This window comes from Streptomyces sp. NPDC033177 (assembly GCF_055577715.1).
Genome location: NZ_JBVIPS010000007.1, coordinates 344,125 through 358,716, shown reverse-complemented (window position 1 = coordinate 358,716; position 14,592 = coordinate 344,125). Strand labels below are relative to the sequence as shown.

The window sequence follows — 14,592 nt, the reverse complement described above, 5'->3', positions numbered from 1 at the left end:
CCTGAAGGTCACAAGGCAGGGAAAACCTATGCGACAGGTCACTCGTAAAGGCCTGATCACGGTAGCGGCCGCGACGGGCGTGCTCGCCATCAGCGGTGGATACGCGCAAGCCGACTCGGGCGCCCGCGGGGGAGCATCGGATTCTCCGGGCGTCGCGTCCGGCAACTCGGTCCAGCTCCCGATCAACGTGCCGCTGAACGTCTGCGGCAACAGCGTCAACGTCGTCGGGGTACTCAACCCCGCGGCGGGCAACAACTGCGTCAACACCTCCGACGAGGGCGGCAGCGGCCACGACAAGCCCTCGGGCGGCGGCTCCTCGGCGGACGGGCACACCAGTGGCTCGCCCGGCGTGGCCTCGGGCAACGACGTCCAGCTGCCGGTCGACGTGCCGGTGAACGTCTGCGGCAACAGCGTCACCATCGTCGGCCTCGGCAACGCGACCGGCGGCAACGACTGCGTCAACGACTCGGGCGAGGGAACCCCGCCGGGCAGCGAGAAGCCGCCCACGAAGCCAGAGCAGCCGCCGGGCGGCCCGGAGAAGCCCGAGACGCCGGAGAAGCCGGTCGGGCAGGAAGAGCCGGGGGACCCCGGTACGCCGGGTGAGAAGCCGGTGGACGACCGGGCGATGCCGAACCAGCCGGGGGCGCAGAGCATCGCGCAGCCCAAGGGGTCGGAGTCGCTCGCCCAGACGGGCAGCGAGCTGCCGGTCGGCGTCGTCCTTCCGGTGGGTGCGGGCCTGCTGCTCGCGGGCACGGTGCTGTACCGCAGGACGCGGTCGAACGCCTGATCAGGGTGCGCGTCGCCCCCTGATCCGGTACGCAGAACGGAGGGTGTCCCGCTGGTCGGGGCACCCTCCCGCTCGTTCGCTCAGCTCACCAGGTCGCCCGCAGCTGGCGGATGATCCGCCGCTTCAGCCGCACCCTGCGGCTGCCGTCCGTACGCAGGCTCAGGCGGTCCAACTCCCAGTGCCCGTACTCCGCGTGGTCCGTCAGCAGGCGCGTCGCTTCCTTGCGGGTGACCCCGCGCGGCACATACACGTCGACAAATTCGTATTCCGGCATCGCATCTATTGTGCAAGTACAGGCCCGGTACGGATAGCGTCTGCACTATGTCTGATGCTGCGCAGCCCACCGCTGCCGAGGTACGCGCCGCCGCCGAGGCGGTCAAGACCGCGCTCGACCGTCACCTTGCCGCGGTCGAACGCAGGTCGGGTGAGGACGACCCGGCCGTCTATGAAGCGTTCAACGAGCTGGCCGCCGCGGCCGAGGAGTACGACGAGCTTCTCTACGACCGCCATGACGAGGTCACCCCCTTCGAGATCCCCGGTTCGGACAGCGGAGTGCTGCCGCCCTACCAGGGCCCGGAGGAGGCGAACGCGCTCAGCGTGCTGATCCGCAGGGACTACGCCGTGGCGGAGCCGCAGCGGCTCCTCACGCAGGCCCAGCGGATCGCGGACCTCGACGCGGGCACGTCGGGCGAGAGCTCCGCGGCCGCGGCGGCCGGCAGCAGTGTGCACGCCGCGCTCGGCGTGCTCTTCGGAGAGTTCGAACCGGACGAAATCGCCTCCCGGCACAAGGAGTTCGGCCTGGAGGAGGGTGACTCCACCCTCTGGGTCACCGCCGCGGACGAGCCCCCCGAGCCGGGGGAGTGGCTCGACGCGCCCTTCGACCAGGCGGACCCGCACCGGGTCCTGTGCCGGTTCGACGTCAGCGCGGTCTTCGACGATGACCCGGACGACGACGGACCCGAGGTCGACGCCGTGGCGGTGCTCGAAGAGCTCGACGGGGTCGATGAGGCCGACGAGGCGGACGGGCTCGACGTCGACGACGACAGAAGGCCCCTGGACGCGGATCGCTGACCCCTGGGCTCGCGGGTGCCGGTGGTCCTTGCGGCCGCCGGCACCCGCAGGCGCGGGAAGGGCCCTCGCCTCAGGACGTGACGGGCGCGGCGGGGGTGGCGGGCGTGGCGGGCACCTGAGGGCGCAGGAGCGTCTGCAGGCGCGTCGTGCGGGCCTTGGCGGGGATCTCCGCCACCGCGCGCGGCAGCGCCTGCTCGGCGCCCTGGACCACCGACAGATGGCGCTCACCGCGACTGAACGCGGTGTAGACCCACGGCCTGCTCAGGGCCGCGGTCGCGTCGCCGGGCAGCACCACGACCGCCGCGGGCCAGCTCAGGCCCACGGCCTGGTGCGCGGTGAGCGCCCAGGCGTGCCGCACCGTCTGCTCCACCTGCTCCTTCGCCACGACGACGGGGGCGCCGTCACACTCCAGGTGCAGCCCCTCCGCGTCCGCCCGCAGGACCCGGCCGAGCGTCGTGCGGCCGGGCGCCGGGACGTGGGCGACGCGGTCGCCGGGGTCGAACCCGGCGAACTTGCCGGGGCCGGGGTTCAGCCGCTCCTTGAGTGCGGTGTTCAACGCACGCGTACCGGCGGCTCCGCCGTGTCCGGGAGTGATCACCTGGGTGTCCTCCGGGGGCACCCCGATCGCCCGCGGCACCGAGTCCGCCACGAGCTGGACCGTTCGGTGCACCGCCTCGCCCGCGTCGCGCACGGGGACGATCACGACTTCCTTGCCCGGCGCCTCGACCTGGTTCAGCTCGCCGATGCCGATGCCGGAGACCAGCTCCCCGATGGGTCCAGGGTCCGGGACGCGTGAGACGACCTGCGGGCAGCAGCGCGCCGCGAGGAGGTCCGCGAAGACCCGGCCCGGGCCCGCCGACCAGAGCACCCCCGGGTCGCCGCTCAGCACGAGGCGGGCGCCGTCCGGCAGGGACTCCACCAGCATCGCGGCGGTCTCCACGTCCAGCTGCGGCGCGTCGAGGACCACCAGCAGGTCAAGGGCGAGCGCACCGTCCCTGTCCCGCCCCGGGCCTTCCGCTCCCGAGAGCAGCCCCGCCACGGTCGCGGTGCCCGTCTCGTCCGTGCCCGCGAGCCCGGCGACGCGACTGCGGCCCGCGGAGCTGTGCGTGGCCGCCCACGCGCGCAGGCCGAGGCCTGCGGCCGCCTTCAGTACCGCGGCGGGCTCGGCGCGTGCCGCCTCGCCGCCGGTGTGCAGGACGAGACCGTGACCGGCCACCGCGCGGATCAGCTCGGCGGTGGAGCCCGACGCCTCGCCTGCCGCGGACTCCCAGTCGGCGGCCTGGGGACCCGAACCCTCTTCCTTGGAGAGGGAGTTGATCACCCGGGCGAGTGCGTCGGCGAGGCTTTCCTCCGCGAGGGCGTACCGCTCGAGGCCGACCAGGACGCGGACCGGCTGCTCCGTCTCCTCGCCCTCGCCTTCGGCTTCCTCCCGCGCGGGGGCCGGTGCCCCCGGTGTCTCGACGGCGTCCTGGAAGACCAGGATGTCGCCCTCCGCGATGGCGCTCTGGACCGCCGCGTCCGGATCGGGCACGGCACGCTGACCGAGCGCCGCGGTGAGCGCCGCCGCGTCCAGGGCGGTGTGCCCCGCGACGGCCGCCTGCTCCAGGAGCCAGGCGGTGATCGCGCGTCCCCTGCGCTCGTCGTCGGGCCCGCACTCCGCGCCGAGCAGCGCACGCGCGAACCCGTCGGCCTGCTCCGTGCGCACGCCGCCGACCCGCAGCAACTGCCAGGGATCCGCGCGCAATTGTTCGTCGGCGCCCTCGCCGAGCACCGCCGCCGTCCGTGCCGCGAGGGCGGCGGGCGCTCCTCCCTCGGCGAGGACGGCGCGGACCGCTTCCACGACCTCGTCACCGGGCCCCGCGGGGCCCGCGGCGACGGGCTGGGGCCGCCGCACGGGCTCCGGTGTGGTCCTGCGGGGCGCGGGCGCGGGCTCGCTGAAGGCGCTGGCCGTCGGCTTCTCGCCGCTCTCCACCGCGCGCACGGCGGCCAACAGGTCGGCGGCCTTGCCACTGAGCTTGGCTCCGGCGTCGACCGGCCCCTGCTTGGCGGCCTTCCGCTCGGCGATCCGCTCCTGGAGCTCCCGCTGGGCGGCGATCTCCGCCTCGGTCTCGGAGAGTTCCTTGCTCTCCGCGGCGGCTTCACCCTCCGCGGTGGCTGTGTCGGCGGCGGCCTCCGGAGCCTGCGCCCCGGTCTCCTCCGGAGCCTGTGCCTCGGTCTCCTCCGGGGCAGCGGCCTCCGCTTCCTCCGCGGCAGCGGTCTCCGGCTCCGTACTCACAGCGTGCTCCAGTCGTGATCGGGGTAGCGGTGCACGGGCGCCGACACGTCGTCGAGCGCCCGGCAGATCTCGTCAGGAAGACTAAGGGTCTCCACTGACAATGCGGCCGTGAGCTGCTGCGCGTTGCGCGCGCCGACGATCGGCGCGGTCACCCCGGGGCGGTCGCGCACCCAGGCGAGGGCGACCTGCAGGGGCGTCGCCGCGAGGCCGTCCGCCGCCGTGGCCAGCGCGTCGACGATGCGGCCCGCGGCGTCGTCCAGGTAGGGCGCGACGAACGGCGCGAGGTGCTCGGAGGCGCCGCGCGAGTCGGCCGGGGTGGAGTGGCGGTACTTGCCCGTGAGCACGCCGCGGCCGAGCGGCGACGAGGGCAGCAGGCCCATGCCGAGGTCCATCGCGGCGGGCAGCAGCTCCCGCTCGACGCCGCGCTGCAGCAGGGAGTACTCCATCTGCGCGCCGGCGAGACGGGTCCGCGTGCCCGGGGCCGCGAGCTGCCACGTCGCCGCCTTGGCGAGCTGCCAGCCGGAGAAGTTCGAGAGGCCCGCATAGCGCGCCCGGCCGCTGCTGACGGCGATGTCCAGGGCCTGGAGCGTCTCGTCCAGGGGCGTGCAGGGGTCGAAGGCGTGCAGCTGCCACAGGTCCACGTAGTCCGTGCCCAGGCGGGCCAGGGAGGCGTCGAGCGCGGAGAGGAGGTGGCCCCGGGATCCGTCGAAGCGGCGGTCGGGGTCCGGCACGCTGCCCGCCTTGGTCGCGATGACCAGATCGCGCCGCGGCACGAGCCGTTCTATGAGTCGGCCGAGCAGATACTCGGCCTCCCCGTCGCCGTACACATCAGCCGTGTCGACGAGGCTGCCACCGGCTTCCCAGAACACCTTCAGCAGATCGGCGGCGTCGCTCTCCTGGGTATGGCCCCAGGTGAGGGTGCCGAGTCCGATCCGGGACACGCGAAGGCCGGTACGGCCGAGATGCCTCTGCTCCATGGGCGCTGAGATTACTGGCCGTGCTCCAGCGGCGTGAGGGGCTGTGGACAAACCTGTGCCTGTGGAAAACCCGGGAACCCCTCGGCCACCCCCACGCCCGCCGCTGACGGGCCCCGCACCCACGCGCTACAGTCCCCGGCACAGAGACGTTACTGCTCAGTAAGGGGATTCGGCCATGCAGCTCGGGATCAACCTCGGCTACTGGGGCGCGGGGATGGACGCGGACAACCTCGCCGTCGCCAAGGAGGCCGACAAACTCGGCTACGCGGTCTGCTGGGCCGCCGAGGCCTACGGCTCGGACGCCGCGACGGTGCTGTCCTGGGTTGCCGCGCAGACCGAACGCATCGACATCGGATCCGCGATCTTCCAGATCCCGGCCCGGCAGCCCGCGATGACCGCCATGACGGCGGCGACGCTCGACTCGCTCTCCGGCGGCCGCTTCCGCCTGGGGCTCGGAGTCTCGGGACCGCAGGTCTCCGAGGGCTGGTACGGCGTCAAGTTCGACAAGCCGCTCGCCCGCACCCGCGAGTACGTCGAGATCGTCCGCAAGGCGATGACGCGCGAACGCCTCAGCTACGAGGGCGAGCACTGGACGCTCCCGCTGCCGGACGGACCGGGCAAGCCCATCAAGCTGACCGTCCACCCGCAGCGCGAGCACATCCCGCTGTACGTCGCCGCGATCGGCCCCAAGAACCTGGAGCAGACCGGTGAGATCGCCGACGGCGCCCTGCTGATCTTCCCCGCCGCCGAGCACCTGGAGGAGACCGCGATCCGTCACCTGCGGGCGGGACGCGAGAAGGCGGGCAAGACGATGGACGGCTTCGACGTCGTCCCGACGGTGCCGCTCGCCGTGGGCGACGACGTCAGCGGCCTCGCGGACATGTTCCGCCCGTACACCGCGCTCTACGTGGGCGGCATGGGCAGCCGCAAGCAGAACTTCTACAACCAGCTCGCCCAGCGCATGGGCTACGAGAAGGAAGCCGCCGAGATCCAGGACAAGTACCTGTCCGGCGACAAGGAGGGCGCGGCGGCCGCGGTGCCGCGCGAGCTGATCGACTCGACGACGCTGCTCGGCTCCGTGGACCGCATCGCCGACCGGATGCAGGCCTACGCGGCCGCCGGGGTCACCACGCTGACGCTGGCGCCGGCCGGCTTCACGCTGGATGAGCGGATCGCGGCCCTGCGCGCGGGTACGCAGGCGCTGGAGCGCGCTGGACTGGCGTAACCCGGGGGGAAAAGTTCTGCGGCCGTGGTGGGGGCTCGGGGGTCTTCCCCGCCACGGCCGTCACGGGGCACAACGCGTCATGGAGCCCGTCGGTTACGGTCCCGTCCGGGGGCAACTGTCCTTCGTTCGGCGGAGTTGTCCGCGACACCTGTTGCCACACCCGCGCCACCGCATTTGACTTGTTCTTTGCGGAGGTCCGCGCGGAGGGCATGGAGGTGCCACTGATGCTGTCGGCCAGGAGTGTCTTCGAGGAGATCCTCGACAACGACGAGTCGTTCCAGCTCTTCTGTTCCATCGCCGCCAGCGGCGAGACGCAGGGCGGCTGGGAGAACGCGCGCATCGCGGCGCTGCTTCCCGAGAGCTACCGCGGCCTCACCCAGAAAGTCACCCGGCACGGCGCCGACGAGGACAAGCACGGGCGGATCTTCAACGCCCTGCTGAAGAAGCGCGGCCTCGAGCCCGTCCCCGTGCCGCCCGAGACGGACTACACCATGCTCCTGGAGCAGAAGGGCATCGGCCTCGCGCACGACAAGCTGCGCCGTGAGGAGCCGCTGACCGAGCGGGACGTCGTCGTCTACCTCGCGCACAGCCGCGTCACAGAACAGCGGGCCGCCGACCAGATGGACATGCTCGTCACGTACTTCGGCGATCACCCCGAGGTCGGCAAGGCCATCCGGATGATCTGCCACGACGAGGACAACCACCTGGCGTACTGCCACGAGGAACTGCTGAGCCTCGCGGCGGCCGGTCACGGGCGGACGATCCTGGACACCCTGCACGAGTGCGCCCGCGCCGAGACGCGCGTGTACCGCGACGTGAGCATCGCCGTGATGGGTCACATGGGGCGCATCCTGGGCTGGCCGAAGCCCAAGGCGGCGGCGCTCGCCACGGGCGTCAACGGGCTCTACGCGTTCGAACGGCTCGGTGGCTGGCGGCGGATGGTGTCCCTGAAGATGCCCGAACGGCGCGACGCCCTCGGCGGACCCGCCACGTCGTTCGCCTGAGCCGGACCTGACCCGCGGCAGGGACCTAGAGCCAGCCGCGGCGCTTGAACAGCCGGTAGAGGAAGAACTCGATGCCGGCCATCAGCAGGATCACCGCCGGATAGGACCACACCCAGCGCAGCTCGGGCATGTGGTCGAAGTTCATGCCGTAGACCCCGGCGATCATCGTCGGCACCGCGGCCATGGCCGCCCACGCCGAGATCTTCCGCATGTCGTCGTTCTGGCGCACGCTCATCTGCGCCAGATGCGCGGAGAGGATGTCGGACACCAGGCGGTCGAGGCTGTCCACCCAGTCGTTCACGCGCGTCAGATGGTCGTTGACGTCCCGGAAGAACGGCTGGGCGGTGTCCTTGACGAAGGGCACGTCGGGCGCGAAAGGGCCTGTTCCGGAGAGACGCATCATGGGCAGCGCCAACGGTCCGGTGGCCCGGCGGAACTCGACGATCTGCCGCTTGAAGCGGTAGATCCGGGACGCCGTGTTGCGGCTGCCCCCGCTGTCGGGCGAGAAGACCTCCGCCTCCAGCTCCTCCAGGTCGGTCTGCAGCTCGCCCGCGACGTCCAGGTAATGGTCGACCGTGGCGTCGGCGACCGCGTACAGGACGGACGTGGGGCCGTGCCTGAGCATCTCCGGCTCGGCCTCCATGCGATGGCGTACGGCACCGAGGGGCGAGCCCTCGCCGTGCCGGACCGTCACCACGAAGCTCTCGCCGATGAAGACCATGACCTCGCCCGACGACACGGCGTCGCTGTCCGGCTCGTACACGACCGGCTTCAGGACCACGAAAAGGGAGTCGTCGAACACCTCAAGCTTGGGCCGCTGATGCGCCTTCAAGGCGTCCTCCACCGCCAGCGGATGCAGCCCGAACTCCCTGCTCACCTCGTCGAACTCGTCCTCCGTCGGTTCGTGCAGGCCCACCCAGACGAAGGCGTCCCCCGCGGCACGTGCCTTGCCCAGGGCATCGGAGAAGTCCGCCTCGCACTCGGTGCGGCGCCCGTCCCGGTACATCGCGCAGTCCACGATCACGGAGGGCATTCTTCCGAACCTCTGCTCGGGGCGCACCCCCGCGTCGGCTTAGGCTGGCCCGCATGCCCACGCTGATCCTCGTCCGGCACGGACGATCCACCGCCAACACCGCGGGCCTGCTCGCCGGGTGGACCCCCGGCGTGGCCCTGGACGAGCGCGGCGCCGCACAGGCCGCCGCGCTCCCCGGACGCCTCGCGGACCTGCCGCTCGCCGAAGTCGTCACGAGCCCGCTGCAGCGCTGCCAGGAGACCGTCGCGCCGCTGCTCGCCGCCCGCCCGGACCTGCGGGCGCACACCGACGACCGCATCGGGGAGTGCCACTACGGCGACTGGTCGGGCCGCAAGCTGGCCGAGCTGTCCGGCGAGCCGCTGATGGAGGTCGTACAGCAGCACCCCTCGGCCGCCGCCTTTCCGGGCGGTGAGTCCATGCGCGCCATGCAGACGCGGGCGGCCGAGGCGGTACGCGAGTGGAACGCGCGCGTGGAGCGCGATCACGGTCCCGACGCCGTGTACCTGATGTGCTCGCACGGCGACATCATCAAGTCCCTTGTCGCGGATGCCATCGGCCTCCACCTGGACCTCTTCCAGCGCATCTCCGTGGAGCCCTGCTCCGTCACCGCCATCCGTTTCACGCGCCTGCGCCCCTTCCTCGTACGGCTGGGGGACACCGGGGACTTCGGGTCGCTCGCGCCCCGCGCGGAGCCGTCGGGCAGCGACGCGGCGGTGGGGGGCGATGCGGGAGCACCGTGATCGTCACCCGCAGTAGGGTGCAGTCGTCGCGCCGAACTAGCGCAAATGATCAATTGCAGTCGATCCCAATGGAGACAGGACGTGTCGCGTCAGGTGTTCCTCTACGACCCGCCGGAACGCTTCGTGGCCGGAACGGTCGGGCTCCCCGGCCGGCGTACCTTTTTCCTCCAGGCCTCCGCGGGAGTCCGGGTGACCAGTGTCGCCCTGGAGAAGACGCAGGTGGCCGCCCTCGCCGAACGCATGGAGGAGCTGCTGGACGAGGTGGTGCGCCGCAGTGGCGGCAACACCCCCGTGCCCGCGGTGGCCCCTTCGGAGGTCAGTGACAGCGCGCCCCTGGACTCACCCGTCGAGGAGGAGTTCCGCGTCGGCACGATGGCGCTGGCCTGGGACGGCGACGAGGAGCGGATGATCGTCGAGGCGCAGGCCCTGGTCGAGCTGGACGCCGAGTCCGACGAGGATCTCGCGGAAGCCGAGGAAAGGCTTCTGCAGGACGAGGAGAACGGGCCGCCGATGCTGCGCGTGCGGCTCACCGGGGCGCAGGCGCGCGCGTTCGCCAAGCGCGCCCTCGACGTCGTGAACGCGGGGCGGCCGCCGTGCCCGCTGTGCAGTCTCCCGCTCGACCCGGAAGGACACGTATGCCCGCGGCAGAACGGATACCGGCGGGGCGCGTGAGCGTGGCCTCCGGCACCGACGTCATGGAGTTGCTCACCCGGGGTGAGCTGACCGTGCGAGGGCGCATCCGTGAGGCATCGAACGCGGTGCTCTACTGCTCCGTCTCGTACGAGGGCCAGGAAGCCGTCTGCGTCTACAAGCCGGTCGCGGGGGAGCGTCCCCTGTGGGATTTCCCCGACGGGACGCTGGCACAGCGGGAGGTGGCCGCGTACGAGGTCTCCGAGGCGACGGGGTGGGGCCTGGTCCCGCCGACCGTCCTGCGGGACGGGCCGCACGGCGAGGGCATGTGCCAGCTGTGGATCGAGGGGTCGGACTCCGACCCGGAGTCCGCCGAGGACGGCGGGGAGCTGCTGGCCCTCGTCGAGGGCGCGGAGCCGGGCGAGGGCTGGAAGGCGATCGGCTTCGCCGACGTGGGGGAGGGGCGTACGGCCCTTCTCGTGCACGCGGACGACGAGCGGCTGCGGCGGCTCTCGGTGCTCGACGCCGTGATCAACAACGCGGACCGCAAGGGCGGGCATCTGCTGACCGACGCGGGCCGCCTGTACGGCATCGACCACGGGGTCACCTTCAACGCCGAGGACAAGCTGCGGACGCTGCTGTGGGGCTGGGCGGGGGAGCCGCTGACCGCCGAGGCGGTGGGGGTGCTCGAGTCCCTGCGGGACGGGCTTGGCGGTGAGGCGCCGCTGGCCCTGCGGCTGGGGAAGCTGATCACCGGGGCTGAGGTGGACGCGCTCCGCGCGAGGGTGGACGCCCTGCTGGCGTCGGGGAAGCACCCTGTACCCAGCGGAGAGTGGCCCGCCATTCCGTGGCCGCCGGTTTAACCGGGACCCCGCAGCTTCGGCGTTGTGCCCACCCGTTCCGCCCTGCGGAACGCCTGCCCACAACGGCGGCGGCTGTCCGCTGCGGGGCAATCGGGTGGGTGGGTGGGGAAACATCGCCGCGCAGCGGCGGCTTGATCGCACCGCTCAAGGCGCCCCCGCCAGGTATGCGGACGCTCCGTCCGGTTAGGCTCATGGAATGCATGCCTGGCCCGCTTCTGAGGTCCCCGCCCTTCCTGGCAAGGGCCGCGACCTCCGGATCCACGACACCGCGACCGGCGGTCTTGTCACCCTTGACCCCGGTCCCGTCGCCCGTATCTACGTCTGCGGCATCACTCCGTACGACGCCACCCACATGGGTCACGCGGCGACCTACAACGCGTTCGACCTCGTGCAGCGCGTGTGGCTCGACACCAAGCGGCAGGTTCATTACGTCCAAAACGTGACCGACGTGGACGACCCGCTCCTGGAACGCGCCAACCGCGACGGCAAGGACTGGGTCGAGCTCGCCGAGGGTGAGACCGCCCTGTTCCGCGAGGACATGACCGCCCTGCGACTGCTCCCGCCGCAGCACTACATCGGAGCCGTCGAGGCGATACCCGGCATCGTGCCGCTCGTCGAACGGCTCCGGGACATGGGCGCCGCCTACGAGTTGGAGGGCGACGTCTACTTCTCGGTCGAGTCCGACCCGCACTTCGGCGAGGTCTCGGGACTCGACGCCGCCGCGATGAAGCTGCTCTCCGCCGAGCGCGGCGGCGACCCGGACCGTCCGGGCAAGAAGGACCCGCTCGACCCGATGCTCTGGATGGCGGCCCGTGAGGGCGAGCCGAGCTGGGACGGCGCCTCGCTCGGCCGGGGCCGCCCCGGCTGGCACATCGAGTGTGTGGCCATCGCCCTCGACCACCTGGGCATGGGCTTCGATGTGCAGGGCGGCGGCTCCGATCTCGCCTTCCCGCACCACGAGATGGGTGCCTCGCACGCCCAGGCGCTCACCGGCGAGTACCCCTTCGCCAAGGCGTACGTGCACGCCGGCATGGTCGCCCTGGACGGCGCGAAGATGTCCAAGTCCAAGGGCAACCTGGTCTTCGTGTCGAAGCTGCGGCGGGACGGGACCGACCCGGCCGCCATCCGCCTCGCACTCCTCGCGCACCACTACCGCGCCGACTGGGAGTGGACCGACGCCGTCCTGACCGAGGCCGTGGAGCGCCTCGGCCGGTGGCGTGCTGCCGTCTCGCGGCCCGACGGACCCTCCGCCGACGCCCTCGTCGAGGAGATGCGCGAAGCCCTGGCCAACGACCTGGACGCACCTACAGCGCTCGCCGCGGTCGACGCGTGGGCCGCCCGCCAGGAGGCCGAGGGCGGTACGGAAGAGGGCGCCCCCGGCGTCGTCTCCCGCGCGGTCGACGCGCTGCTCGGCGTGGCCCTGTAGCCCCGTCGACCGCTGAGGTAATCCGGCATGAAGAGCGGCGCCGGGCGGGAAGGACTCCGCCCGGCGCCGCGGTCCGTTCACGCGACGGCGGTGACCGTCACTTGGTGACCACGATGGCCACCAGGTACGACGGGTTGTTGGTGTCGTAGTAGCCGTACACCCGCTGCCCGAACGCGAAGGCGTCCTGCACCTCGTCGCGGGTCTGCGGGGTGGGGTTGATGAACACCCGCCACGCGTCGTCGACCCACAGGTAGAGGGCCGACGCCTGGCCGGGGAGGGGCTGCACGACGTCCCAGAACGTCGTCGCAACGTTCGACGCGACCGCCTTGGTGGAGATCTCGGGTGCCTGCGCCTGCGGGATGTTCTCCTGGCCGAGCTGCTGGAGCAGCTGCTGGTAGGGCTGCTGCTCGCCGAGCTGGCGGAGCTGCTGCTGCGCACCCTGCGTGCCGTTCCCCTGCATGCCGCGCATGCCCTCCTGGTCGAACTGCTGGTCGAACTGCTGGGGCGGCGCGGTGCTCGGGCCCTGCTGGCCCTGTTGCTGCCGGCCTTGCTGCATGGGGCTCATGTGCGGGGTGGTACTCATGCGTGTGCCACCTTCCCTCAATGGTTGTGATGCTTCAGCCCGTGACGACCAGGCCGACGACCTCGTCGTCCGAGAACCAGACGCGTACGTCGGGGTGTCCTCCGGCGAAGGCGGCGCGTACCGCCTGGCGGATGTCGGGGGACGGATCGTTCAGGTTGCGCCACTCTCCCGCGACGAACAGCCGTAGGCGCGGCGGGAGTTCGGGGGGATACGGGATCAGCTCGTCCCAGTAGCGCTCGGCCCGGCCCGAGCCCACCGCCGACGGCAGCAGGTTCGTGACCGCCGACTTGATGTCCGGGCGGTTGCCGATCCGCTGCGAGGCCGGGCGGCCCGGTGCGTCCTGCTGCGGCGAGCCCGTCGAGCGCAGCACCGCACGCGCCCGGTCCGGGGTCATCAGCTGCTGGCCCGCGGCCTTGAGCATGCCCTGCAGACAGGCCAGGGCGCCGACGACGACCGGTGAGGCGGACGAGGTCCCGGAGAACGTGTCCGTGTACCAGCCGATCTCGTCGGGGCCGCCCTGCAGATCGCCCGGCTGGTTCCAGGAGCCGCCGGTCGTGGTCGTCTCGCGGCCCCAGCCCTGGGCGTCCACGCGGGCACCGTAGTTGGAGAACCCCAGACGTGAGCGGTCGGGGCCGTGATCGCGGCCGTGGGTGCCGGGCGGCGGTGCGCCCGCGCCGACCAGGACGGCGCGGGAGGGCCGGTTGGAGGGGTTGAAGGGGTTGCGCCACGACTCGGGGAACTCGTCGGGCCTGCGCTCGTACATCGCGTCGTCCAGGGATTCGGCGCCGTTGCCCGCCGCGCCCACGACGATGACGCCCTTCGCGGCGGCGTACCGGATCGCCGCGTAGTCGTCGGGCCACCACTCCAGGGCGATGTAGCCCCGCTGGTCGTCGCGCGGTTCGAAGCCGAACCGCGGCCCTGGGCGGTGCAGTTCGATCAGCACGATGTCGCCGGGGCCGAGCCGCTGTGCCGCCGCGTGGATCGTCGCCGCGGTGCCCAGGGGCTGGAAGGAGGCCGTCGCGGTCATCGCCTCGGGCGCGATGCCCGTGATCCCCGCCTGGTTGCGGTCGCCGCCGATCACGCCGATCACCGCGGTGCCGTGGTTGCGCCAGGCCACGTCCTGGATCGGTGTCCCGATGACCACGCCGGCGAGCTTGCCCGTCAGGTCCTCGTGGCTGAGCTGCCAGGCGCCCTCGATGTCGATCACCGTGATGCCCTCGCCCGAACCGCCGAGCCGCTGCCACGCCCAGTGCGCGTCGACGCCTTCGGGCGCGGGGCGCAGATAACCCTGGCGGCCGGTGAAGTCGGGGGTGACGGGGGCGCCTTCCTTGCGGCGCGCGGACTCGCCGACGTCGGGCGTGCCGAGCTCTCCCGGCCCGCGCTGGGGCGGGGTCCGCGGCTTGTCGGTCGAGCCGAGCGACGCCGGTACGGCACCGGGCTTCACGTACGCCGTGTCGATCCCCGGCAGCGCGGCCAGCCGCGAGCGCAGTTCCTGGGCCCGGCTCTCGCCGCCGCGTACGCGGTAGAAGAGCGCAAGGTCGGGGACGTCGTCGCCGTCACCGCCGTCCGCTTCGGCGAGCTGCCCGGCCGCGGCGTGCAGACGCTCCTCGTTGCCGAACAGCGGTTCAAGGGCGAGCTGTTCGTCGCCGAGGAACATGTTCAGGGCCGACACGTCGGAGCCCGCCGCCGAGCGGACGCCCTCGGCCCCGGCCCGCAGCCGGGCCTCCGCCCGTGCGACGACGATCAGCTCCTGCTCGGACGCGCGGTAGGTGAATCCCGCCCCGTCGGGTCCGGGGCCGCCGGCTCCCGGGTCCCTTGCCGGCTCTACCTGGTCGGTCATCGCTTCACCGCTCCCTTCGGTCCTGCGGGGTGCCGTGCCGCGCGCTGTGGCCGCGCGTTCCGGGGCTCACCCTGCTACCGCCGGGCGCGGTCGTCCACCCCCTTTGCCCCAACTGGGTTTGAAATCAAGGGGAACGGG

General features: G+C 72.2%; 14 protein-coding genes. 8 read left to right on the top strand and 6 right to left on the bottom strand.

The window, feature by feature from the left end:
* Nucleotides 1–28 precede the first annotated feature (28 nt).
* Nucleotides 29–787, top strand: a complete 759-nt coding sequence (locus ACZ5U5_RS25410) for a chaplin (RefSeq protein WP_469025696.1) — start codon at nt 29–31, stop codon at nt 785–787.
* A gap of 85 nt (nt 788–872) precedes the next feature.
* On the opposite strand, the gene ACZ5U5_RS25405 is transcribed toward ACZ5U5_RS25410, so the two are convergent.
* On the bottom strand, nt 873–1,061 hold the full coding sequence (locus ACZ5U5_RS25405) for a DUF5703 family protein (RefSeq protein WP_363210842.1): 189 nt from the start codon (nt 1,059–1,061) through the stop codon (nt 873–875).
* 47 nt (nt 1,062–1,108) lie between these two features.
* Here ACZ5U5_RS25405 and ACZ5U5_RS25400 point away from each other — a divergent pair, with 47 nt between their 5' ends.
* The gene (locus ACZ5U5_RS25400; RefSeq protein WP_469025694.1) at nt 1,109–1,858 is read left to right on the top strand and encodes a hypothetical protein; all 750 of its coding nucleotides are present in this window, start codon (nt 1,109–1,111) and stop codon (nt 1,856–1,858) included.
* A gap of 70 nt (nt 1,859–1,928) precedes the next feature.
* Here the strand turns inward: ACZ5U5_RS25400 and ACZ5U5_RS25395 are convergent, their stop codons facing one another.
* Together ACZ5U5_RS25395 and ACZ5U5_RS25390 are read right to left on the bottom strand one after the other, a co-directional pair.
* Nucleotides 1,929–4,133, bottom strand: coding sequence for a helix-hairpin-helix domain-containing protein (locus ACZ5U5_RS25395; RefSeq protein WP_469025691.1), 2,205 nt, complete (start codon nt 4,131–4,133; stop codon nt 1,929–1,931).
* The gene (locus ACZ5U5_RS25390; RefSeq protein ID WP_469025688.1) at nt 4,130–5,110 is read right to left on the bottom strand and encodes an aldo/keto reductase; all 981 of its coding nucleotides are present in this window, start codon (nt 5,108–5,110) and stop codon (nt 4,130–4,132) included. The genes ACZ5U5_RS25395 and ACZ5U5_RS25390 overlap by 4 nt, the downstream gene beginning before the upstream one ends.
* Nucleotides 5,111–5,285: 175 nt before the next feature.
* On the opposite strand from ACZ5U5_RS25390, the gene ACZ5U5_RS25385 reads away from it, so the two are divergent.
* Together ACZ5U5_RS25385 and ACZ5U5_RS25380 are read left to right on the top strand one after the other, a co-directional pair.
* Entirely contained in the window at nt 5,286–6,335 is a 1,050-nt protein-coding gene (locus ACZ5U5_RS25385) for an LLM class F420-dependent oxidoreductase (RefSeq protein ID WP_451213877.1), read from the top strand.
* A 224-nt stretch (nt 6,336–6,559) separates the two neighbouring features.
* The gene (locus ACZ5U5_RS25380) at nt 6,560–7,339 is read left to right on the top strand and encodes a ferritin-like domain-containing protein (protein ID WP_469026124.1); all 780 of its coding nucleotides are present in this window, start codon (nt 6,560–6,562) and stop codon (nt 7,337–7,339) included.
* A gap of 25 nt (nt 7,340–7,364) precedes the next feature.
* Here ACZ5U5_RS25380 and corA read toward each other — a convergent pair whose 3' ends face one another.
* On the bottom strand, nt 7,365–8,372 hold the full coding sequence (gene corA, locus ACZ5U5_RS25375; RefSeq protein ID WP_469025685.1) for a magnesium/cobalt transporter CorA: 1,008 nt from the start codon (nt 8,370–8,372) through the stop codon (nt 7,365–7,367).
* A gap of 53 nt (nt 8,373–8,425) precedes the next feature.
* Here corA and ACZ5U5_RS25370 point away from each other — a divergent pair, with 53 nt between their 5' ends.
* From ACZ5U5_RS25370 to mshC, 4 genes are all read left to right on the top strand, one after another.
* Nucleotides 8,426–9,112: a histidine phosphatase family protein gene (locus ACZ5U5_RS25370; RefSeq protein ID WP_469025682.1), complete on the top strand. Its 687-nt coding sequence runs from the start codon at nt 8,426–8,428 to the stop codon at nt 9,110–9,112.
* An 81-nt stretch (nt 9,113–9,193) separates the two neighbouring features.
* Nucleotides 9,194–9,784: a DUF3090 domain-containing protein gene (locus ACZ5U5_RS25365; protein ID WP_363210848.1), complete on the top strand. Its 591-nt coding sequence runs from the start codon at nt 9,194–9,196 to the stop codon at nt 9,782–9,784.
* Nucleotides 9,748–10,605, top strand: coding sequence for an SCO1664 family protein (locus ACZ5U5_RS25360; protein WP_469025680.1), 858 nt, complete (start codon nt 9,748–9,750; stop codon nt 10,603–10,605). The genes ACZ5U5_RS25365 and ACZ5U5_RS25360 overlap by 37 nt, the downstream gene beginning before the upstream one ends.
* A gap of 196 nt (nt 10,606–10,801) precedes the next feature.
* On the top strand, nt 10,802–12,031 hold the full coding sequence (gene mshC, locus ACZ5U5_RS25355; protein ID WP_469025679.1) for a cysteine--1-D-myo-inosityl 2-amino-2-deoxy-alpha-D-glucopyranoside ligase: 1,230 nt from the start codon (nt 10,802–10,804) through the stop codon (nt 12,029–12,031).
* A gap of 97 nt (nt 12,032–12,128) precedes the next feature.
* Here the strand turns inward: mshC and ACZ5U5_RS25350 are convergent, their stop codons facing one another.
* Together ACZ5U5_RS25350 and ACZ5U5_RS25345 are read right to left on the bottom strand one after the other, a co-directional pair.
* Nucleotides 12,129–12,614 (bottom strand): hypothetical protein, encoded by a 486-nt coding sequence (locus ACZ5U5_RS25350; protein ID WP_469025677.1) that lies wholly within the window; start codon nt 12,612–12,614, stop codon nt 12,129–12,131.
* Nucleotides 12,615–12,648: 34 nt separating this feature from the next.
* A complete protein-coding gene (locus ACZ5U5_RS25345) occupies nt 12,649–14,454 on the bottom strand; it encodes a S8 family peptidase (RefSeq protein ID WP_469025674.1) in 1,806 nt (601 codons plus the stop codon).
* Nucleotides 14,455–14,592 lie beyond the last annotated feature (138 nt).

Bases quoted from the DNA above. Each gene is read 5' to 3' on its own strand.
- ACZ5U5_RS25380 (WP_469026124.1), top strand. From the start codon at position 6,560: ATGCTGTCGGCCAGGAGTGTCTTCGAGGAGATCCTCGACAACGACGAG.
- ACZ5U5_RS25400 (WP_469025694.1), top strand. From the start codon at position 1,109: ATGTCTGATGCTGCGCAGCCCACCGCTGCCGAGGTACGCGCCGCCGCC.
- corA (WP_469025685.1), bottom strand. From the start codon at position 8,372: ATGCCCTCCGTGATCGTGGACTGCGCGATGTACCGGGACGGGCGCCGC.
- ACZ5U5_RS25385 (WP_451213877.1), top strand. From the start codon at position 5,286: ATGCAGCTCGGGATCAACCTCGGCTACTGGGGCGCGGGGATGGACGCG.
- ACZ5U5_RS25345 (WP_469025674.1), bottom strand. From the start codon at position 14,454: ATGACCGACCAGGTAGAGCCGGCAAGGGACCCGGGAGCCGGCGGCCCC.
- ACZ5U5_RS25350 (WP_469025677.1), bottom strand. From the start codon at position 12,614: ATGAGTACCACCCCGCACATGAGCCCCATGCAGCAAGGCCGGCAGCAA.
- ACZ5U5_RS25405 (WP_363210842.1), bottom strand. From the start codon at position 1,061: ATGCCGGAATACGAATTTGTCGACGTGTATGTGCCGCGCGGGGTCACC.
- mshC (WP_469025679.1), top strand. From the start codon at position 10,802: ATGCATGCCTGGCCCGCTTCTGAGGTCCCCGCCCTTCCTGGCAAGGGC.
- ACZ5U5_RS25410 (WP_469025696.1), top strand. From the start codon at position 29: ATGCGACAGGTCACTCGTAAAGGCCTGATCACGGTAGCGGCCGCGACG.
- ACZ5U5_RS25360 (WP_469025680.1), top strand. From the start codon at position 9,748: ATGCCCGCGGCAGAACGGATACCGGCGGGGCGCGTGAGCGTGGCCTCC.
- ACZ5U5_RS25370 (WP_469025682.1), top strand. From the start codon at position 8,426: ATGCCCACGCTGATCCTCGTCCGGCACGGACGATCCACCGCCAACACC.
- ACZ5U5_RS25390 (WP_469025688.1), bottom strand. From the start codon at position 5,110: ATGGAGCAGAGGCATCTCGGCCGTACCGGCCTTCGCGTGTCCCGGATC.